17 protein-coding genes are annotated in these 21131 nt (G+C 48.2%); 12 read left to right on the forward strand and 5 right to left on the reverse strand.

Annotated elements, in window-relative coordinates; translation table 11 throughout:
• Positions 1-86 precede the first annotated feature (86 nt).
• The 3 genes from glgP to V7Q13_RS01730 form a co-directional block, all read right to left on the reverse strand.
• Complete coding sequence (glgP, locus tag V7Q13_RS01720; RefSeq protein WP_333798953.1) at positions 87-1751, reverse strand: alpha-glucan family phosphorylase; 1665 nt, start codon at positions 1749-1751, stop codon at positions 87-89.
• Positions 1752-1948: 197 nt separating this feature from the next.
• Positions 1949-2347, reverse strand: coding sequence for a RidA family protein (locus V7Q13_RS01725; RefSeq protein ID WP_333798954.1), 399 nt, complete (start codon positions 2345-2347; stop codon positions 1949-1951).
• The gene (locus V7Q13_RS01730) at positions 2344-3324 is read right to left on the reverse strand and encodes a hypothetical protein (protein WP_333798955.1); all 981 of its coding nucleotides are present in this window, start codon (positions 3322-3324) and stop codon (positions 2344-2346) included. The genes V7Q13_RS01725 and V7Q13_RS01730 overlap by 4 nt, the downstream gene beginning before the upstream one ends.
• 43 nt (positions 3325-3367) lie before the next feature.
• On the opposite strand from V7Q13_RS01730, the gene V7Q13_RS01735 reads away from it, so the two are divergent.
• The 3 genes from V7Q13_RS01735 (at position 3368) to V7Q13_RS01745 (ending at position 6590) form a co-directional block, all read left to right on the forward strand.
• The gene (locus tag V7Q13_RS01735; RefSeq protein ID WP_333798956.1) at positions 3368-4030 is read left to right on the forward strand and encodes a metal-dependent transcriptional regulator; all 663 of its coding nucleotides are present in this window, start codon (positions 3368-3370) and stop codon (positions 4028-4030) included.
• A 4-nt stretch (positions 4031-4034) separates the two neighbouring features.
• Entirely contained in the window at positions 4035-4859 is an 825-nt protein-coding gene (locus tag V7Q13_RS01740) for a ZIP family metal transporter (protein ID WP_333798957.1), read from the forward strand.
• A 141-nt stretch (positions 4860-5000) separates the two neighbouring features.
• Positions 5001-6590, forward strand: coding sequence for a peptide chain release factor 3 (locus V7Q13_RS01745; RefSeq protein ID WP_333798958.1), 1590 nt, complete (start codon positions 5001-5003; stop codon positions 6588-6590).
• A 160-nt stretch (positions 6591-6750) separates the two neighbouring features.
• Here V7Q13_RS01745 and rsmG read toward each other — a convergent pair whose 3' ends face one another.
• Both rsmG and V7Q13_RS01755 read right to left on the reverse strand, forming a co-directional pair.
• On the reverse strand, positions 6751-7407 hold the full coding sequence (rsmG, locus tag V7Q13_RS01750; protein ID WP_333798959.1) for a 16S rRNA (guanine(527)-N(7))-methyltransferase RsmG: 657 nt from the start codon (positions 7405-7407) through the stop codon (positions 6751-6753).
• Between the two features lie 98 nt (positions 7408-7505).
• Positions 7506-8639 carry a glycosyltransferase gene (locus tag V7Q13_RS01755; protein ID WP_333798960.1) on the reverse strand — a complete coding sequence of 378 codons (1134 nt, stop codon included), beginning with the start codon at positions 8637-8639 and terminating at the stop codon, positions 7506-7508.
• 204 nt (positions 8640-8843) lie between these two features.
• Here V7Q13_RS01755 and V7Q13_RS01760 point away from each other — a divergent pair, with 204 nt between their 5' ends.
• The 9 genes from V7Q13_RS01760 to V7Q13_RS01800 all read left to right on the forward strand — a co-directional run bounded on the left by V7Q13_RS01760 (position 8844) and on the right by V7Q13_RS01800 (position 21103).
• Positions 8844-12620: a S8 family serine peptidase gene (locus V7Q13_RS01760; RefSeq protein ID WP_333798961.1), complete on the forward strand. Its 3777-nt coding sequence runs from the start codon at positions 8844-8846 to the stop codon at positions 12618-12620.
• A gap of 369 nt (positions 12621-12989) precedes the next feature.
• Positions 12990-14156, forward strand: a complete 1167-nt coding sequence (mqnE, locus tag V7Q13_RS01765) for an aminofutalosine synthase MqnE (RefSeq protein ID WP_333798962.1) — start codon at positions 12990-12992, stop codon at positions 14154-14156.
• 89 nt (positions 14157-14245) lie between these two features.
• The gene (locus V7Q13_RS01770) at positions 14246-14578 is read left to right on the forward strand and encodes a tRNA-binding protein (RefSeq protein ID WP_333798963.1); all 333 of its coding nucleotides are present in this window, start codon (positions 14246-14248) and stop codon (positions 14576-14578) included.
• Complete coding sequence (locus tag V7Q13_RS01775; protein ID WP_333798964.1) at positions 14578-15072, forward strand: methylated-DNA--[protein]-cysteine S-methyltransferase; 495 nt, start codon at positions 14578-14580, stop codon at positions 15070-15072. The genes V7Q13_RS01770 and V7Q13_RS01775 overlap by 1 nt, the downstream gene beginning before the upstream one ends.
• 133 nt (positions 15073-15205) lie before the next feature.
• The gene (locus V7Q13_RS01780; protein ID WP_333798965.1) at positions 15206-17065 is read left to right on the forward strand and encodes a M1 family metallopeptidase; all 1860 of its coding nucleotides are present in this window, start codon (positions 15206-15208) and stop codon (positions 17063-17065) included.
• A 362-nt stretch (positions 17066-17427) separates the two neighbouring features.
• Positions 17428-17637, forward strand: coding sequence for a fasciclin domain-containing protein (locus V7Q13_RS01785; RefSeq protein WP_333798966.1), 210 nt, complete (start codon positions 17428-17430; stop codon positions 17635-17637).
• Positions 17638-17835: 198 nt separating this feature from the next.
• On the forward strand, positions 17836-19422 hold the full coding sequence (locus V7Q13_RS01790; RefSeq protein ID WP_333798967.1) for a C1 family peptidase: 1587 nt from the start codon (positions 17836-17838) through the stop codon (positions 19420-19422).
• Between the two features lie 372 nt (positions 19423-19794).
• The gene (locus V7Q13_RS01795; RefSeq protein ID WP_333798968.1) at positions 19795-20289 is read left to right on the forward strand and encodes a DUF4442 domain-containing protein; all 495 of its coding nucleotides are present in this window, start codon (positions 19795-19797) and stop codon (positions 20287-20289) included.
• A complete protein-coding gene (locus V7Q13_RS01800; RefSeq protein ID WP_333798969.1) occupies positions 20273-21103 on the forward strand; it encodes an MOSC domain-containing protein in 831 nt (276 codons plus the stop codon). Before V7Q13_RS01795 ends, V7Q13_RS01800 begins: the two co-directional genes overlap by 17 nt.
• Positions 21104-21131 lie beyond the last annotated feature (28 nt).

A 21131-nucleotide genomic window follows, 5' to 3' on the forward strand; every position in this document is an offset into this window, starting at 1 on the left:
AAGGCCATCATTGCTTTTGATAAAAATAAATACCCCGGCTACCAGAGCCGGGATATTCAGATTGTGCTTGTAGTTGAAGGCCTTTATCAGGCTTTATACATCTCTTCGTAGTATTCATGTGCCATGCGGTTGCTGTCGAATTGAATACGCACATCCCGCATTCCATTTTTTACAATTTGGCGCCAAGTGTCTTTATTGCCGTAGTACATGGGCACTACTTGTTCTTCCAATATTTTGTAGAGTTCTTCCAGGTCGTAAGCGTCTTGTTCGTGTACGTTTACAGCGGTGTAATCAATGGGGGGTACTACAAAACCGTTATTACCGTGGTTGATGAATTCACAAATCCAGCCATCGTGAGTGCTCACGTTTACCGCACCGTTCATGGCAGCTGTCATGCCACTGGTACCGCTGGCTTCGCGGGGTACCCGTGGGTTGTTTAGCCAAATATCGGCGGCTTGTTTCAGGCGCTTGCTGAGGGCCAGTTCGTAACCTACACATACTGCCACGTTGTCGTACTTTTTACTGAGGTGTACCAAGTGGTTGAAGTCGCTGATGGCAGGATAATCAACAGGGTAAGGCTTGCCTGCCCAAATGATTTGTACCGGACGGTTGATGTTGTTGATGAGCCGTTCGAAACGGGCCAAATCACGGGTGAGTAATTCTGCACGTTTGTAGCCTGCAAAACGGCGGGCCCAAACAATAGTGAGCACATCCGGATCGAGCAGCTTGCCGGTTTGATCGGCTACGATATCAAAGGCTCTTTTTTTCAAATGACGTTTGCGGTCATCAAAACCAAAATCGTTGCCTTCTTCCATAAAGCGGTACAACTGCTTATCGGCCCAGTATTTCCAGTTTTGTGCATTGGTGATAGCTTTAATAGGAGCTACTTTATCATAATGTCCCCACATGGTGCGGCTTACTTCGCCATGCAGCTGGCTTACGCCATTAGCAATTCTTGCAAAACGCAATGCTGCCAATGAGTGGTTAAACTGGTCGTCATAAATACCTGTGAGTTCCCGTACTTTTTCCAGCGGCATACCGTAGAAATAACTCATTTTTTCGCAAAGGAAAATGTCGTGCTTTTCGTTGCCGGCTTCTTCTGGGGTATGCGTGGTAAAAACGAGTTTCTTTTTAATTTCTTCAACACTGCCCAGCTTTTTATACAAGTAAAAAACACTACTCATGGCGTGTGCTTCATTCAGGTGGTACACATCGGGGTTGAAGTTCAATTCGTCTATCAGCTTGGCACCACCAATGCCCAGCAAAATAAACTGTGCCACTTTGGTAGCGGTGTTGGCATCGTACAAGCGATGGCAAATTGTTTGGCTTACATAGTCATTTTCCGGCAGGTCGGTGCTCAGCAAAAAGAGTGGCGCCGAGTTGAAAGTAGTAGGGTTGAGGTAGTATACTTTTACCCATACCGGGTGATCATGAATGGGAATTTGAAACTTGATGCCCGTGTCTTCCAGAAAATTGTAAATCTTTTCATTCCACTGCACCTGCAGGGTTTGGTCCTGGTTGCGTGCCTGATCGTAGTACCCATATTTCCATAAGATGCCAATGCCAATCAGGTTTTGCTTGAGCTCATACGCACTGCGTAAATGTGAGCCCGATAGAAAACCCAAACCACCACTATAAATTTTAAGTGGTTGATGCACGGCAAACTCCATGCTGAAATAAGCTACTTTCTTGCTATACCGTTCATCTACCTGAAAGGGAACTGTATAATTGCGAAAACTATTAGTTGTCATACAATAAGGTTTTTGATGCCTCCGAAAATGCGGGGGTGAAGTAGCACACCTTCATGAATTTGCCATTAGAGATTAAAGCATACCATTCAGGATATGAACTTTGCTACAGTTGAGCCACGCTTATCAAAGGGGCCGCAATATAGCGTAATTAAGGTTTTTTACTGTGTAAAATGTACACATGGCTATTATGGAGTGTGCTAAACTTTTGCACCGGAAATGATTGCGGTCACCTCAATTTCTACCAACATTTCCGGGTCTATAAAGCCCTTTACTTCTATCAGGCTGGCTGCAGGCCGTATGTTGGCAAAATATTCAGCATGGGCTTTAGCAAATTCTTCCCACCGGCTGATGTCGGTAACAAATGTGCGGGTTCGCACCACGTCCGTCAGGCTGCTGCCGGCTTGCAATAGCACTTGTTCTATTTTTTCGAATATGCATTTGCATTGCAGGTACAAATCATTTTTACCTACCAACTCACCATTTACAAATGCAGTGGTACCGGCTATTTCTATACAATTGCCCACTTTTACGGCACGGCTGTAGCCTACCAAATCTTCCCACACTGCGCCACTGCGGTAGTTGATGCGTTCACTCATTTCTTTTTCTTTTTGCTGGCGGCTGGCTTCTGAATTTTACTGTAGCTGGCATTGAAGCTGCACTCAAGGGGCCGCTTGCTGCCGCAGCCTTCTAACTCCAGTATTTGCACATTTCGCTTACCAAATTTGAAAGCCACTTTGCAGCCATCGTTGTTGGAGTCGTACAGGGCGCTGTCTTTGGTTACCCAGCGGGCTTCACCTTTTAGCTCGGCGGTGCACAAGCTGCTTTTGTTCATGTACAAAAAGAATTGAAACTTTTTGGGTGTTTCGCCGTCACGAATGCTGATGAAACTTTGTTTCAGGTTACCAAAATCGCCGGTATGGGGCTGCGTTTGCGGAAAAGTATCAATAGGATTTACTAACTCAATCACCTCTCCTTTTTTAAGTCCATCGTTCATTATCACCATAAAAAGACCTGCATTATTGTAGGCGTACACGGTAGAGTAAGCTGCGTTTTCGCCGTTACTTTTTTTGTATTCATCTACGAGTGTTATGGTCATCTTTTTGTCGATGCTTACCAGGTTTACTTCGGCAGGTTTTCCTTTATTGGCCAGCAGCAGCATGCTGGCTTTTGGCTGCATGTTGTTGTCTACCGCTATCAGGTACACAGCGTTTTGTGTTCCTTTTGTTTGTACCAGCAAATACGTTTCGGCCTCAGCATTTTGAAAGCTGCCAAGGGCATAAATTTTGGGCTTTTCCTTTTTGTACAGGGGGGTGAGGATTGTATCGCCCAGTATTTTGGTAAAAACGCCGTAGTCAATTCTTGCCGAATCGGATAGTTTGTTTTTGAAAATTGTATCGGTAAAAGCAAAAGGCAACTTTACCGGGTCGAAAAAGGAAACAAAATCGGCGGTGGTTACTTCCTCATCGCCCTTCATGCTTTTTTTGTGAGAGCTCTTACAGGCGGCCATGCAGCCCAGCAGCAATAGTAGTATCAGGTGACGAAATCGCAGCAAGCGAAGCGGGGTAATAGTCATCGGTATTTAAAAATATATTTTTAGCTTTGGCTAAATATTTCGAATGTACACAGTTGCCGAGGAAAATTACATTAAAAGCATATACCACCTGCAACGCCACCAGAAAAGTGTACACACAAATGATTTGGCGGCGGAGTTGAACACCCGGGCAGCATCGGCTACCGACATGATTAAGAAGCTGGAAGCCAAGGGCCTGCTCAAGTATGAAAAATACTACGGCTGTTCACTCACCAAAACCGGCAAGAAACTGGCATTAAATATCATTCGCCGCCACAGGTTGTGGGAGTTTTTTTTGTCGGAAAAGTTGGGTTTTGGCTGGGAGGAAGTGCATGCCGTAGCCGAGCAGCTGGAGCATGTACAAAGCGATTTGCTTACCGATAAACTCGATGTCTACCTGGGTTTTCCGCTGTTCGATCCACACGGCGACCCTATACCCGATACCTTGGGAAACATGGCTGCCCGGGAGCAAACGCCGCTCAGCCTTTGGACAAGCCAAGCGCCGGCCGAAGTATGTGGCGTAGGCAGCCAGGATGAATCTTTTTTGGAAATGCTCAGCCTGAAGCAACTGGAAATTGGTTGCCGGTTGACGGTGTTGCGGCATTTCAATTTCGATAAAACGGTGGAGCTGCAATTGGCTACTGGCAGCAGTTTCACCATCAGCGAAATGCTGGCCAAAAACATTTTTGTAAAACCTGTAGAAGTGTAATGCGATGGAAAAAATAACTGCCTTTGTCACAGAAATTGGCCCGGTATATTCCGCATTGCTGGCTACCATTTTTACGTGGTTGGTTACCGCAGCAGGTGCCAGCCTCGTTTTCTTTTTTAAGAAAATGCACCGCGGCCTGCTCGATGCCATGCTGGGTTTTACCGGTGGCGTAATGGTGGCAGCCAGCTTTTGGAGCCTGCTCAATCCAAGCATTGAAATGAGTGAAAAAATGTTTCCTGCTGCGCCGTGGTTGCCTGCAGCGGTGGGCTTTTTAGCAGGTGGCTTTTTCATTTTTGCCCTCGATAAATACTTGCCGCACCTCCACATCAACTTTACCGATAGCGAAACGGAAGGGGTGCAAACCCAATGGCGCAGAAGTACGCTGCTGATTTTGGCTATTACATTGCACAACATTCCTGAAGGGCTTGCAGTAGGCGTGTTGTTTGGGGCTGCCGCACAAGGCATGCCCGATGCTACCATTGCCGGTGCTATAACGTTGGCTATAGGAATCGGCATCCAAAACTTTCCCGAAGGTTTTGCGGTAGCCATGCCCTTGCGCAGGCACGGGGTAAGCCGGTTTAAAAGTTTTTGGTATGGTCAGTTGTCTGCCATTGTGGAGCCCATTGCCGGGGTATTGGGAGCCGTGGCGGTTATTTACATGCAACCTGTTTTGCCATTTGCACTGGCATTCGCCGCAGGCGCCATGATATATGTAGTGGTAGAAGAAGTAATACCCGAAACACAAAGGGATAAATACACCGACGTTGCAGTAATGGGCTTTATGGGAGGCTTTACTGTAATGATGATTTTGGATGTGGCTTTAGGATAAATACCTGCCAAAAATGAAGACCAACATTTCGGGATGATAGTAAGCAGCATTAGCTTTTTGCTGCTCATGCTGCCATTGAACTACTATTTACAATCAATATACCCTCTTTGCTTTTCCGTACTTTTGCCGCCCTTTTATATTATGAAATACGAAGCTGAAATCAATAAACGCAAAACCTTTGCCATCATCAGTCACCCTGATGCCGGTAAAACCACATTAACTGAAAAGTTGCTGTTGTTTGGCGGTGCTATTCAAACCGCTGGTGCGGTAAAAAGCAACAAGATTAAAAAACATGCCACCAGCGACTTCATGGAAATTGAACGGCAGCGGGGCATTTCTGTGGCCACTTCGGTGATGACGTTTGAGTACAAAAACACCCTCATCAACCTGCTGGATACACCCGGCCACAAAGACTTTGCCGAAGATACCTACCGTACCCTCACCGCTGTAGATAGTGTAATACTGGTGATTGATAGTGTGAATGGTGTGGAAGCCCAAACCCGCCGGTTGATGGAAGTAATTGCGATGCGCAAAACACCAGTGATGGTGTTCATCAATAAAATGGACCGCGATGGTAAAAACCGCTACGATTTGCTGGAAGAAATTGAAGCAGAATTGAAGATTCAGTTGCACCCAATGACATGGCCCATCAACAATGGCAAAGACTTCAAAGGGGTGTACGACCTCACCCAAAAAAGCCTCGTACTGTTTACAGCAGGTACCAAGCAAACGGATGATGATGATGTGGTTGAAATCAGCGATCTCTCAAGCACTGTGCTGGATGCCAAAGTAGGCGACCACGATGCCAACACCCTGCGGGAAGATGTAGAATTGATAGATGGCGTGTACGGACAGTTAGACAAATCGGAATACCTGACAGGAGAGAAGGCTCCGGTTTTCTTCGGTTCGGCGGTGAATAATTTCGGTGTAAAAGAACTGCTGGATACTTTCATTCAAATTGCACCAACACCACGAGACCGAAGAACCAATACAAGAAACGTGAGTGTGCATGAAGATAAAATGAGTGGATTCGTGTTTAAGATTCATGCCAACCTCGATCCTAAACACCGCGACCGCATTGCTTTTTTCCGGATTTGCAGCGGCCGCTTTGAACGCAACAAATACTACCATCATGTACGCCTCGATAAAGACATGCGCTTTAGCAACCCGTACACATTTTTGGCCCGTAGTAAAGATGTGGTAGAAGATGCTTACCCCGGCGATATTGTGGGTTTGTTCGATACAGGCAACTTTAAAATTGGCGATACGCTTACCGAAGGCGAAAACTTTTTTTACACCGGTATTCCTACTTTCTCTCCTGAGATATTTAAAGAAGTGGTGAACAAAGACCCGATGAAAACCAAGCAACTGGAAAAAGGCCTGATGCAACTGACAGATGAAGGTGTGGCGCAACTTTTTACTCAGCATGGGGGCAACAAAAAAATCATTGGTTGTGTGGGCGAACTGCAATTTGAAGTGATTCAATACCGCCTGCTGCAGGAGTATGGAGCCAGTGTGCAATTCAATACTTTACCTTTTTACAAAGCTTGCTGGATGACCAGTAATGACAAGAAAAAACTGGATGATTTTACCCGCTTTAAAATGGCCAATGTTGCTGAAGATAAAGACGGACATCTGGTGTACCTGGCTCAAAGTGAGTGGTTCCTGAATACTGAAAGAAACAACAATCCGGATATCGAATTTCACTTCACCAGCGAAGTGCATAAATAGCCGCTGGTTGTGTAAATACAACAAGCACATTTACCACCGTGCATACAGCATCATTCAACTGCTGTATGCACGGCTTTTTTTATCGAAAGAAAAAGTACATACAAGAAAAAGCCTTTCAGCATAGAGCAGAAAGGCTTAGCAATACATTGTTTGATGAGCATTATTTTACCTGCAATACAAACTTTTCATTGAAGAATTCTTCCGGAAAAATTTCATTGATGGGCCAAATAAAAGGCTTGCGGCCACTGTCGTGAATTTCTTGAGCCAGATCGCCGCCTTTCAAACAAATGAGCCCGGCTGGTATTTCCATGTCTTCAGTGGCTTGTGCACCAAAATGCTTGCGAACTTCAGATGGTTTGTTTAGCAAGTGTTTACTCCAGCTCAATAAATCTTTTAATGGTGCTACAGCACGGCTTACGGCCACATCAAACTTACGGTTGGTGATTTGCTCGGCACGGGTATGCTGAGTGGTAATGTTTGGGATACCGGCACCTGCAGCCACTTCTTGAATCACCGTTAGTTTTTTGTTGATGCTGTCCACCGCATGAAACTGCACTTCCGGAAAAAAAATGGCCAAGGGTACAGAAGGGAAACCGCCACCAGCGCCAATATCAATCACCTGCATGCCGGGCTGAAAATCGAAGATGGCCGCAATACTCAACGAATGCAACACATGCTTCAAATACAAGCTGTCGATATCCTTGCGGGAAATGACATTGATTTTTTCATTCCATTCTTTGTACAACCCTTTCAGCGCCTGCAATTGCTGCAGTTGTGTAGGTGTAAAATCAGCGAAGTATTTCGTCAGAATATCCATGAGTATAGAACGGTTATCAATGAAATGAGTAGTTCAAAATTGAGGTGTATTTACTTGTCAACTCTTCAACCAATCAACTTATCAACGCCGGAACGGCACTACTTCCAACTACTCTTCGGCTTCACAAATACCGACAGCGAGAAAATGATGTAGTAGAAAAACTGCCAGATATCCAACAACCAGAACAACGGAATCAAATCATTTTCTTTCAGGCGCTGCATGGCTTTGCCCCATACAATGCCTTGCATCAGCCAGCGGAAAGCGAGTGCTCCTAAAGCAAACTGCCAGCTGAAAAAGATGGCACTCACAATGAGTAGTGGGTAAAACAACCAGTTCACTAACGCATAAGTACCCAGCAAAAACTGATGGCTTGTTTTATAATATTTCGCTGTGCTGTAGTGACGGTTTTTTTGCTTCCACCACTGTGCAAAATCGGCGGCCGGTTCGCTGTAGGTAAACGCATCCGGATCAATCACTATGGCCGTGTTTTCTTTGGTCGCCACTTTGTTGATGAACATGTCATCATCACCACCTGGAATGTGGTTGATACTGGAAAACCCCTTGGCTTTGAAGAACAAATTTTTGCGATAGCTGAGGTTGCGTCCCACGCCCATATAGGGTGTACCTGCCAGCGCATAACTGAAATATTGCAGTGCTGTATGAAAGGTTTCAAAACGTACCAGCTTGTTGAACAGGCCCGGCTTTTTTTCGTGTGCACCATAGCCCAACACTACTTCAATGTCGTCGGTATAAGCGTCCTGCATTTTTTGAATCCACCATTCGCTGGCGGGTTTGCAATCGGCATCGGTGAGCAGCATTACTTCAAACTTGCTCGATTTTATGCCTATACTCAACGGATATTTTTTACCGGGAATATGCTTGGCTTCTTGCGTCAGGTTCACGGGCTTCAAATGACGAAACATCCGCTCCAGCTCTTCCAGAAAAAACTTGGTATCGTCGAATGAATTGTCGTTGACCACCATTACTTCATGCGTGGTGGGGTATTGCTGCGTAAGAATGGGCGGCAGGTTTTGCTCCAGGTTATGGGCCTCATCTCTGGCACAAATAATCACACTCACCGGATGCGTTTGCGACTGAAACTTGTCCTTCGATTTGTAGAGCAAAAAGCGAAGAAAAAAGTACAGGTTATACAGCAGCTGGATGAGAAGGGTGAGGCATAGTGCAAGAAAAATATAAAAAGGCCATTGATGTAGTATGTCGTTCCAATTCATTCGGATGCGTGTTTTGGGGTACGGGGATAGCTGTCAGCTAAGGCATGTCAGGATTCTTCACAGCCAACGCATACCCCGCTTCAATCCGCAAAAATAAGGTTTGAGGCATGGTGGATGTCAGGAATTGAAACCGGTGGATAATTTCATCCGGCCCTTCAACGTTTGGCGTATCTCTTGGGGCTTCGGCTATCTTTGAACATTGCTATGCGGAATCGACACACCCTTTTTATTATCGGATGGCTGCTCACCGTTTGTTGCTGGCCGGCTTGGCTACAGGCGCAAACCACTGCCGTGTATCCGCTTCAGCTACCGGCTTCGTCGGTGTACGAAGGCGTGGTACAGGTAAAAATGAAACCGGAATTTGCACATTTGCCATGGAAAAAAACAGCCAATGGCTGGCAAACTGGTTCGGCCAACCTCGATAAAGCCCTGCAAAAAATTGCCGCCAGCAAAGTAGATACCCTCTTCAAAACTGTGTACGAGCTCGCCAATGCCGACGAAAACGCTCTGGCACAGCAGCAAATGGAGCAAGCCGGATTGATGCGTTGGATGACTGTTCGCTTTTCGGCCGACTTACCGGTAATGCAGGTGTGCAGCATGTTTCGCTCCCTGCCCGAAGTGGCGTGGGCCGATGCCGTAGGCAAAATTGAACTCCATGCCGATCCCAACGATTCGTTTTTTGCCAACCAATGGTATTTACGCAACAGCGGCCAAACCGCTGGCAGGGTAGGTGCCGATATCAATGTGTCACCGGCATGGAATTTTACCACCGGCAGCAGCGATGTCATAGTGGCCGTGCATGATGGCGGTGTGCAGCTATCGCATCCCGATTTGCAAAGCAATATGTGGCAAGGCAAGTCTTTCAATTTTGTAGCCAACAATACCCAGCTCACCGACGACAACCACGGTACCCATGTAGCAGGTTTGCTGGCAGCGGTGCGCAACAACGCTGCAGGCATTGCTGGTGTGGCCGGTGGCAATGGCACGGCCAGCACAGGGGTAAAAATGATGAGCCTGCAAATCATCGGCGGTACACCCGTAGTGGCCGGTCACGAAGCGTTGTCGTTTGTATATGCTGCCAACAACGGCGCTGCTATTTCGCAAAACAGCTGGAGCTACAATGCCCCCAATTTCTTTCCGCAATACACCGCCGATGCCATCGATTATTTCATTGCCAATGGTGGCGGCACTGTTCTGAAAGGCGGCATCGTTATCTTTTCTGCGGGCAACAATGGTACCGAGCAAACCTATTTTCCACCTGCCTACAACAGGGTATTGGCAGTAGCAGCGGCTACGCACAACGATGAAAAAGCTGGCTACTCCAACTTTGGTAGCTGGGTAGATATAACCGCCCCCGGTGGCGATGCATCTCAACCCATGCTGAGCACCATCACGGGTAGCAATTATGGCAACCTGTTTGGCACATCAATGGCTTGCCCGCTGGTGAGTGGGGCTGCGGCCTTGCTGGTGAGTCGTGCCCCGGGCAAAATGCTGGCCGATGACCTCCGCAGCCTCTTGCAATTTGGTGTCGATAATATTTATCCCATCAATACGGCTAACCTATTCGGCAAGTTGGGCACCGGCCGTTTGAATGTGGGCAAGAGCATGCTGCGGACAGATTCCTTGGCCAACAGTGCTACGCTGGCTGCCGTTACCAATTTTTCGCTGCAGCCAGCGTGCAGCACCTGGCAGTTGCAATGGGCCATCCCCGCTGCTGCCAGTAAAGTGTTGGTGGCCATGGTTCCTGCCGATGCCTTCATTGGAGTACCATTTTATCAAACCTATACCGAAGGACAAACTTTACCTGGTGGCGGCACGGTAGTGTATAGCGGCAATGCGAACACCGTTACCATTCCCATGCCCATGGATGGTAGCCGTTGGCAGCTGCGCATTTGGGCCAGCAATGCCGATGGCAGCGTGTACAGTTTGGGCGAAACGATTTCCGCAACCGTGCCCGTTACGGCAAGCTTGCCACAAGCCATTGGCAGCAACAACAGCATTCAATTATCGTGGCAGCGTCAATGCCCGCAGCGGGGCTTACTGCTGGCCACCAGTACCGATGGCAGCTTTGGTACCCCCACCGGCGACCCTGCCGCAGTAACCATTATTCCCGGCGGAGGACAACGGTTGCAACAGGGTAACCAGACTGGATTTGTGCACACAGGTTTGCAAGCCGATCAGACCTATTACTATGCTTTGTATCCCTATCAGTTCAATGGAACCAGTTGGGAATATGGGGCACCTGTTATGTTTGCAGGCAACACGGCTTGTGCTGTAAAAGACTTACCCATCGAAGAAAGTTTTACCAGCACTACCTATCCACCGCTTGGCTGGCGATTGCAGGATGGCGGGCCCAACGGAAGTTTGGTTGCCGATGGCAAAACATGGCGTCGCCTGCAACTGGCTGGTAGCTCTGCCGGCGATGATATTTCGGTGCTGATGAATGCCTATACCCAAAACGGCAACAACAGCAAAGAAACCTTGCGTACCGCAGCTTTCACTATGCCCGATGCCAGCGTAGCAGACTCTGTTATTGTGTTGTTTGATTATGCTTACCGGGCCTATGCACCCGATGCAGATCTGGCCGATTCTTTGGAAGTAGCATACAGCCTCGATTGCGGCACCACCTATCAAACCTTATGGAAAGCAGGCGGGGTAGGCTTGGCAACGGTGCCGGGTATTTCTACCGCTGAGTTTGTACCCTTCAACAGCAGCGACTGGGCAATGAGACAATTGAAACTGCCGGCCAGTATTCCTGCCGGCGCTACGGTAAGTATTGGCTTTATTGGTACCAATAAGTTTGGCCAAAACCTGTGGCTCGACAACATACGGGTACGCATGATTGAACGCAACAAAGCCGACCTGAGTTTGCCAGGTTTGGCAGGTACAACGGACACGGTGTTGTGCAATACTATTTTTACACCACGCATACTGCTCCGCAATAACGGTGCTGCCATGTTGCAGTCAGCACAAATTGTGTTGTTGCAAAATGGCCAACGCATCGATTCGGCTCAATATGCAGCCTTGGCATTGACTGCCAATAAGGATACTTCCTTACCATTCAAGCCAGTTAACCTCAACCTTGGTGTACAGCAATTGCATTTTGTAGTACAGCCATTAGGCGGCATTCAAGATCCTTTTGCAATAAATGATACGCTGCGGGTATGGGTGAGTGTGGCAGGCAATGCTTCGTTGCCATACCAAACTTCAATGGAAGACAATGCATCCGTGCCTGTGGGCTGGACTAGCACACCTGTCAATCAGGGGTGGATGAGTAGCAATGCCGCAGCGGCGAGTGGCAGCAAAGCCTTGCTGGCAAAGCGTTTCGGACAAACATCAACCAACACATACGAATGGCGGTTGCCGGTGATGGCACCCATCAGCAATGCAGACTCGTTACTGTTGTATTTTACCAAAGCTTCAGCACCCACTTCAGCCATTGATGCCACAGCCGGAGATACGCTGGAAATTTTGTGGAGCAATGATTGCGGCCTCAACTGGCAAACCGTGGCCGCCCGGTTCGGCAACCGCTGGCATACAGCCCCGGCTACCGATGCCGATTATTTGCCACAGGCTTCCCATTGGCAAAAAGACACCATTGACCTGACTGCTTTGTTACCCAGCGCCAGTACGCCATTTCAACTGGCATTCAGGTTGAAAGCTGGCGGTAGCAACAATGGCTGGCTCGATGACCTGCGCATCCTTTCCAAAAATGTACCTGCTGCTCTCAAGGCTGCTGGTTTCGGCGTGTACCCAAATCCGTTTAGCGGGCAGTTCCTCATTTGGCATTATCAGCCGGAACCCCGCTGGCGCAGTGCCCGCCTCATCAGCGCCACCGGACAAGTGTTGCAGCAGTGGCAATGGACCGCCAATCCGCCGCAAACCCTTCAGGTAAGCACGGCGCATCTGCCAGCCGGCCTGTACTATGTGCAGTTGCAGTACGATGGTTTTAGCCGCACAGAAAAGTTGCTGAAATACTAATGTGTTTTGCGGTATTGCATATGAAAATTAGAAAAGCCTACCAACGAAATACACTGAACATTTAGGGGAATGGCTACACAGCGGGAGGCGCTGGCCCGGCAAAATGGGCGGAGCCTTCGGGTTTGCCTTGAATTTTCTTTGGTTACTTTCTTTTTTTCAAGAAAAAGAAAGTAACAATGTGACCAAAAAAGCAGCCAAAACAAAATGATACGGAACTGCTAAAAGGAGTTGTTCATTTCTTAGAATGACTAACTAACTTAAAATAAAATGGCAATGTGCAACCCCGCCATTTTTTAACGCCAACACTGATAAACATCAGGCCTTCACCGCTGTTGTTTACGTTACATTTGCACCCAATTAAAGGAATACATGAGTCAGATTTCTACCTTGATGCACAACATAGTAGCTACCGATGCTCAGCTGCAGCAGATAGCCGATAAAGTAAACAATGGCGTTCGCCTTAGTCCTGAAGATGGGCTGTACTTATTTGAACATGCCCCGCTGGGCTGGTTGGGTGCCCTGGCCAATCAGGTACGGGAGCAAAAGCATGGTCACCGTACGTATTTCAACCGCAACTTCCATATCGAGCCTACCAACGTGTGTGTGTTCAGTTGTAAGTTTTGCTCGTACAGCCGCCTGTACAGCAAACGGGAAGAAGGCTGGGAGCTGAGCCTCGACCAAATGCTCGACATCGTGAAAAAATACGATGGACAGCCTGTAACCGAAGTACACATTGTGGGTGGTGTGCATCCTAAAATGGATATGTACTTCTTCATGGAACTCACCAAAGCCATTCGTGCCCATCGTCCTGATTTGCACATCAAAGGCTTTACGGCTGTAGAACTGGATTACATGTTCCGCAAGGCCAAAGTGAGTGTAGAAGAAGGCATGAAGATGATGCACGAAGCCGGTTTGCAATCATTGCCCGGTGGTGGTGCCGAAATATTCGACCCCAGTGTTCGGGAGCAAATTTGCGCCGATAAAGTAGACGGTGCCGGTTGGTTACACATTCACAAAGCAGCGCATCAGTTGGGCATGCACAGCAATGCTACCATGCTGTACGGCCATGTAGAAAACTATGCACACCGCATTGACCACATGGAGCAACTGCGCAGCCTGCAGGATGAAACCAAGGGCTTCAACACGTTCATTCCGCTCAAGTTTCGCAACCACGATAATGAAATGAGCCATGTAAAAGAAACCACGCTGATTGAAGACATGAAGATGTATGCCGTGGCTCGTTTGTACATGGACAATTTCCCGCATATCAAAGCTTACTGGCCCATGCTTGGCCGCCACAACGCACAGCTCAGCTTGTCGTTTGGCGTAAATGATATTGACGGTACCATCGACGACAGTACCAAGATTTACAGCATGGCGGGTAGCGAAGAGCAAAGCCCCAGCATGACCACCGAAGAACTCGTAGCCCTTATTCATCAGGCGGGCCGGGTAGCGGTAGAAAGAGATACACTCTACAAAGAAGTAAAAGTGTTTGAACGCAGCACGGCACCTGTGCCCGATGCGTCGCTGAACTAAGTGACTCTTTGGATTGAAACAAAGAAGGCGGTACCACGGTGCCGCTTTTTTTGTGGCCGAAAACGACGCAATGTGGTAAGTTAGCTGCCATGCACATCAACTGGGAACAATTTGAAGCGGTAGACATGCGGGCCGGCACCATTGTAGATGCACAGGTGTTTGACAAAGCCCGCCGACCAGCGTATAAATTATGGATTGATTTTGGTGAACTCGGCATCAAAAAATCTTCAGCACAAATCACAGTACTCTACGAGCCGCAAGCCCTCATTGGCCGGCAGGTTGTTGCGGTGGTCAATTTTCCGCCTAAGCAAATAGCCGATTTTATGAGTGAATGTTTGGTGCTTGGTGTATACAATGAAAATAACGACGTGGTATTGCTGCAACCACAGCAGCCCGTACAAAACGGAGGCAAAGTAGGTTAATGGAAACCTTCACAGCAGTCATATCATCTCCACTCGGCCACATCCTGCTCACCGCTACCGAAGAACAGGTAACGGAAATCAAATTCGTTGGCGATGCCCTGCCTTTACAAGCTGCAACTTCGCCATTGTTGCAAGTAGCTTCCTCACAGTTGCGGGAATATTTCGCTGGCTCCCGCACCGAATTTAGTTTTCCTTTTGGCCAGGAAGGCACGTTGTTTCAGCAGCGGGTATGGGCGGGCTTGCTCGACATTCCCTTTGGCAAAACCATCAGCTACAAAACCATGGCCATTCGCCTGGGCGATGAAAAATGCATACGGGCAGCAGGTACCGCCAATGGTAAAAACCAGCTGGCCATTGTGGTGCCCTGCCACCGGGTGGTAGGTGCCAATGGTGCCCTGGTAGGCTATGCCGGAGAGCTCTGGCGCAAGCAATGGCTGCTGGAGCACGAAGCCAAACACAGCGGCCTTGCCACACAGTCGGCGTTGTTTGGTTGATTCCTGTTTTTTAACAAGCGTTTTTCCGCCGCAAAACGTCATATTGCAGTTGTTCTTTACACGATCTTCTTTGGGTACCTCATTTTCCCAAACACACACATTCCCGTTTCTATTGATCATCTAAATTTTTTGCATGCGTTTTTATGTGAATGTTTTTGTAGCCGCATTGTTATGGGCTACCACTGCTCAGGCCCAGCCCGACCGCTGGCAGCAGCAAATCAGCTACAACATGGATGTACGGCTGAATGTGCAAACGAATATCCTGCAGGGCAAACAGCAAATTCAGTACACCAACAATTCGCCCGATACCCTGCATGAAATTTACTTTCACCTGTACTGGAATGCCTTTCAGCCCAACAGCAGCATGGATGTACGCAGCCGGGAACTGGGTACCAAAGTGGTGGGCCGCAACCGCGATGGTAGCGACCGCCTCGATTGGGATGGCCGTGTAAAGGATCGCATCAGCCAACTGAAGCCCAACGAAATTGGTTACTGCCGTATTCAATCCATCACCCTCAACGGTGTTACGCTCAAAGGCAAGGAATACGAAACCATCATCAAATTTGATTTGCCCAAGCCCATTTTGCCCAAGCAAACCGTGAGCATTCAAACCCAGTTTGAAGCACAGGTGCCGGTGCAAATTCGCCGCAGTGGCCGCGACAATGCCGAAGGCGTTCGCTACAGCATGAGCCAGTGGTACCCCAAAGTGGTGGAGTACGACTACACCGGCTGGACCCCCAACCCTTACATTGCCCGTGAGTTTTACGGTGTTTGGGGCGATTATGATGTGAATATTACCCTCGATAAATCGTACAAGATTGGTGCCAGTGGTGTGTTGCAAAATGCAGCCGCTATCGGTTGGGGCTACGATAAGCCCGGCACACCGCTCAAAGACATTGCCGGTGAAACCCGCAGCTGGCGTTTTACCGCTAAAAAAGTGCACGACTTTGTGTGGGCCGCCGACCCCGGCTACCAGCACATTACCCGCAAGCCCGACAACGGTCCTTTGCTGCATTTCATTTTTAAAAGCGACAAAGCCGACGATGCCAACTGGGTGAGCACAGCCAACGAATGTGCCCGTGCCTATCCGTTTATGAAAGACTTGTTTGGTGCCTATCCATGGCCTGAGTACAGCTTTATTCAAGGAGGCGATGGTGGCATGGAATACGCTATGGCTACCCTCATCAAAACAGCGTCATTGGGCACCGCCATCCACGAATGGATGCACAGCTGGTACCAACACCTGATGGGTACCAACGAAAGCCTGTATGCCTGGATGGATGAAGGCTTTACCAGCTATGGCGAAAGCGTGGTAACACAATACCTGAAAGGCGGCACCGGCTTTGCACTGGCCGATGAATACCGCGGTTACATTGCGCTGGCCAAAGGCAAGTTTGAAGAACCCATGAGCACCCATGCCGATCACTTCGCTACCAACTATGCGTACAGCACAGCAGCGTACAGCAAAGGCGCTGTGTTTTTGGGTCAGCTGGGTTATGTAATAGGCGACTCGCTGCTCAAAAAAACCTTGCATGCTTACTACGATACCTGGAAATTCAAACATCCCAACCCGAACGACTTTGTGCGGGTGGCCGAAAAAGTAAGCGGCATGGAACTCGACTGGTACAAAGAGTACATGGTGTACACCACCAAAACCATCGACTATGCCATTGACAGTCTCTGGATGGAAGACAACTACACGCTGGTACGCATCAAGCGGTTGGGCGAAATGCCCATGCCGGTAGATGTAACGCTGACCTTTAAAGACAGCACCACCGAACAGCACTATGTGCCGCTCAACCTTACCTATGGCGAAAAGCCGGCAGAAAGCACTGCGCCCCGTGTGGTATACCCCGCCCAGCGCTGGACACACCGCGACATGATCATCCGTACTAACCGCCGTATCAACGAGATTATTTCGGTGGAAATAGATGCATCACAACGCCTGGCTGATGTAGAACGCAAAAACAACAAGCTGGAACTGAAATGGTAACGGGCTTGCATGTATGCTCTTAAAAAAGCGCAGCACTATTTTGGTGCTGCGCTTTTTTGTTGTGCAATTACGAATGATGAAATGCACAGATTTATTTGTCAGCAACGTCTCCTTTAGGGACGTTGCGTATCGAAGCCAAATTTCAACGTTCGTGTATTAACTGCGGCTTTCATACCATGGGATGAAGAAGGGGGAAAGCATGTGGCTTTGCCCACCGAAAGTTTCGGATAACGCAAAGCACAGAACAAGTGATGATGCTATTGCATTAACAGCTGTTATAAGCGAATGAGGTAAGATGTTAAAGTTTAGCTTTTCAGAGCAATAGCGACACTGTCATGTTCTATTGCTACAAAACTTTTAAAATGAAAAATTTGAAGATTAGCCTCGCCATGTTAACAATTGTTGGAATGGTTGCTTGTGCCGAAGCACCTGCCGAAACTGCAACTGCAGACACTGCCACTGGTGTAAAAGAAGGAAAAGTAACCGTGAACGGTGCCAATGTAACCACTGCCGACCTCGGCGCTGGCAATGGTGTAGTACAAGTGATCGACGCCGTTATTTTACCTAAATAATAACCGCCGCATTCCTAACAACAAAGGCTGCTCAAGAGAGCAGCCTTTGTTGTATGCAGGTATTGCAAAGCAAACAAGCCGGAACTGAAGTGCCAATTTTCTTGGTTGGATTCAAATAAATAATCATGGCACTCGAAAGCGTAACGATAGTTGGCGCAGAACAAGTATTTTGCTGACTCATCCTTTCAACTTGTAACAATGCCGATACGAATGGTAGATGATCCGCAGGATCCCAACGAATTCAACGATAATAGTGGTGGACGCTCTGGTGGCCGTGGTGGCGGCGGTGGCGGTTTGCTCAACCTGTTGCCACTGCTGCTCATGCTATTTCGTAAGCCCGGTGGCCTGCTCATTTTAGTGCTGCTCGGTGGTGCATACTTCCTCATGAACCAGCAGGGCTGTGGCAGTAGCTTTTTGCAACAGGCTGCCAGTGCCTTTAGTACAGGCGGCATGCTGAGCAAGCAGGAGTTTGCCAAAGCACCAGTGTACGAAGGCCTCAGCGATGATGATATACGCAACCCGCTGCCCGAATATGTATCGCTGGCCAAGTTTGCCCCCGACAGGCAAAACCAGGGCAAACAGGGCAGCTGTGTAGCATGGAGTAGTGCGTATGCGGCCCAAACCATTCTTATGAGTGCCAGCTCCGGCATCAATCCCAATCAGTTAGCTTTTAGTCCGTCGTACATGTACAACCAAATTGGCCTCGATGGTTGCCAGGGTTCGTACATCATCCGGGCCATGGAGTTGATGCAACGCAAGGGTGGAGTACCGTTTAATAATTTTCCGTACGATGAAACCGATTGCAGCCGCAATCCGCCCACGTCGCTGGATGCATTGGCCGCTGCCAATAAAATCCATGGCTTCAACCGCCTTACGGGTTCCGATGCACCGGAAGGCATCAGCATTCGTGCCATAAAAGAGCACCTGGCTTCGGGTGCGCCGGTGGTGATAGGCATGATGGTGGGCGGGAGTTTTATGGAAGGTATGATGGGCCAAAAAGTATGGATGCCCACACAAAGCGATTACAACCAAATGGGCTTTGGCGGCCATGCCATGAGTGTGATTGGCTATGATGATAAACTGGCTGGTGGTGCTTTTCAAATCATGAACAGCTGGGGGCCAGAGTGGGGCGAAAATGGCATTGGCTGGGTACGCTATGCCGACTTCAAAGAATTTGTGCGGGAAGCCTACGGCATTGATCCATTGCCACAGCAGGGCGCCGCTTTGCAGCAAGCATTCGATTGCGAAATAGGATTGGTACAGGTAGATGAGAAAGCGAAACCAGCTGGCTATATTCCTTTGCGCAATGCTGGTAGCAATTTGTTTACCAGCAATACCATTGCCAAAGGCTCCCGGTTTAAAGTGGAAGTGAAAAACAGTACCGAATGTTATGTGTACGTGTTTGGTCAGGAAGTGGATGGCAGCAGTTATACGTTGTTTCCATACCCCACAAAAGAAGATGCCACAAAAACCGCTTACACAGCATATTGCGGCATCACCGGTTACCGGTTGTTTCCAAAAAACAAGAGCATGATGCCCGATAGCATTGGCACTAAAGATTACATAGCTGTTGTAGTGAGCAAAGAAGAGCTGCCTTGGTACGAATTGAACCAAAACATTTCTACACCCGGCAGCAACTATGCCAGCAATGTAAGCAACGCACTACGGAGTTATGGCAGCGCTTCGTTGCAGGTAAGCAGCACCGGCAATGGTAACCTGCGCTTTACTGCAGCAGCAGGCGCCAAGAGCGTTTCGTATGCGATTGTGGAGATTAATAAAAAATAGACGGTAGTCCGTAGTGCGTAGTCGGTAGATGACGATCTGAGCCTGTCGGAAAGTCGGAAAGACCGAGAGTCCGGAGCTGGTAGTCGGTAGTACGGAGACTTTATTCTTTAGCCCTGAAAGGGCGGTTTATGAAAGCCATAGGCAACGCCCATGGAAAAGATGAACAAAGCAAATACAAGCCCTACAAGGGCGAAATGAGAACGGGGGATAAAGTCGGAAAGTCAGTAGTCCGAAAGTCTGAAGACGATTGCTACCCTGAGCTCGTCGAAGGGTATTTTGAGGTCTGAAAGTCCGAAAGTCAGTAAATAGTAAATTAGTGTGCTATGCCCTTATTCCCCCTCCGGGGCTAGGGGGCTTCTAAACAACATCAACATGGCTTTTAAAGAATTTCAACAAACAGCCAATCACCGTTTCAAGTTCGGTTTGTTTATGTTGTATAAACTGCCGAGTGCTTTTTTCTGTGGGGTGCGGTTGCGCAGCATTTCGGAAAATGCAGCGGTGGTGAGTGTACCATTCAAATGGTTATCGCAAAATCCGTTTCGCAGCATCTATTTTGCCTGCCAGGCCATGGCGGCAGAAATGAGCACCGGCGTGTTGGCACTCGGCCACATACACTGCTGCAAGCCTGCGGTGAGTATGTTGGTTGCATCCATCAAAGCAGAATTTGTGAAGAAGGCAACAGAGCGGATTTACTTTACTTGCGAAGATGGCGAGGCTATGCAGCAATGTATAGCATCAGCCATTGCTTCGGGTGAAGGAAAATCATTTACCGCTACCAGCACTGGCCGTACTAAAGCGGGTGAGGTAGTGAGTACGTTTACCGTAGAATGGAGTTTTAAAGCCAAAGCTCATGCAGGAAACCAATAACACAGCTGCTTTGCGGGTATCGGAGTTGTGGATGTATCCGGTAAAATCCTTGGGTGGTATTGCGGTTCCGCAGGCTAAGGTGTTGGCCAAAGGTTTCGAATACGACAGGCGATGGATGTTGATTGATGAACGGAATGAGTTCATAACCCAGCGGGTGTTGCATCAATTGGCGTTGTTCAAATTGTCTTTTCACCAGCATGGATTTATGCTGCATCATGCAGGTCATGAAATGCTGTTGCCATTACATGAACATAACAGTGAACCAATAAGGGCTACTATTTGGGATGATGCTGTGGAAGTGTTGGAAGTAAGTGCTGCTCACAGTGCCTGGTTTTCTACACAAGTCGGGCTGTCGTGTAAGCTGGTTTATTTTCCTGAAGCACATACCAGAAAGGTGGATGCTACGTATGCCTTGAATAGTGATGAAGTAAGCCTTGCAGATGGTTATCCGATTTTGTTGATTGGACAAACATCATTGGATGATCTCAACAGTCGCTTGCAAACGCCTGTGCCGATGAATCGCTTTCGCCCCAATATTGTAGTAGAAGGTGGCAAAGCTTTTGATGAAGATTGCTGGCAGCACTTTACCATTGGCGATGCTGCTTTTGCAGGTGTAAAGCCCTGTGCCCGTTGTGTACTCACCACAGTAAATCAGGAAACAGGCGAGCAAGGAGTGGAGCCACTGGCCACACTCAGCAAGTACAGAAAAACGGGCAACAAAGTATTGTTTGGGCAAAATGTGTTGCCGCTTACTTTGGGCCAACTTATTCGAATCGGCGATAGCGTGAAGGTAACTTTACTTACCAGTGCATAAATACAAAAGCGATTGCAACAGCATGCTG

It is taken from the genome of Phnomibacter sp., assembly GCF_036803085.1.
Taxonomy (GTDB): domain Bacteria; phylum Bacteroidota; class Bacteroidia; order Chitinophagales; family Chitinophagaceae; genus Phnomibacter.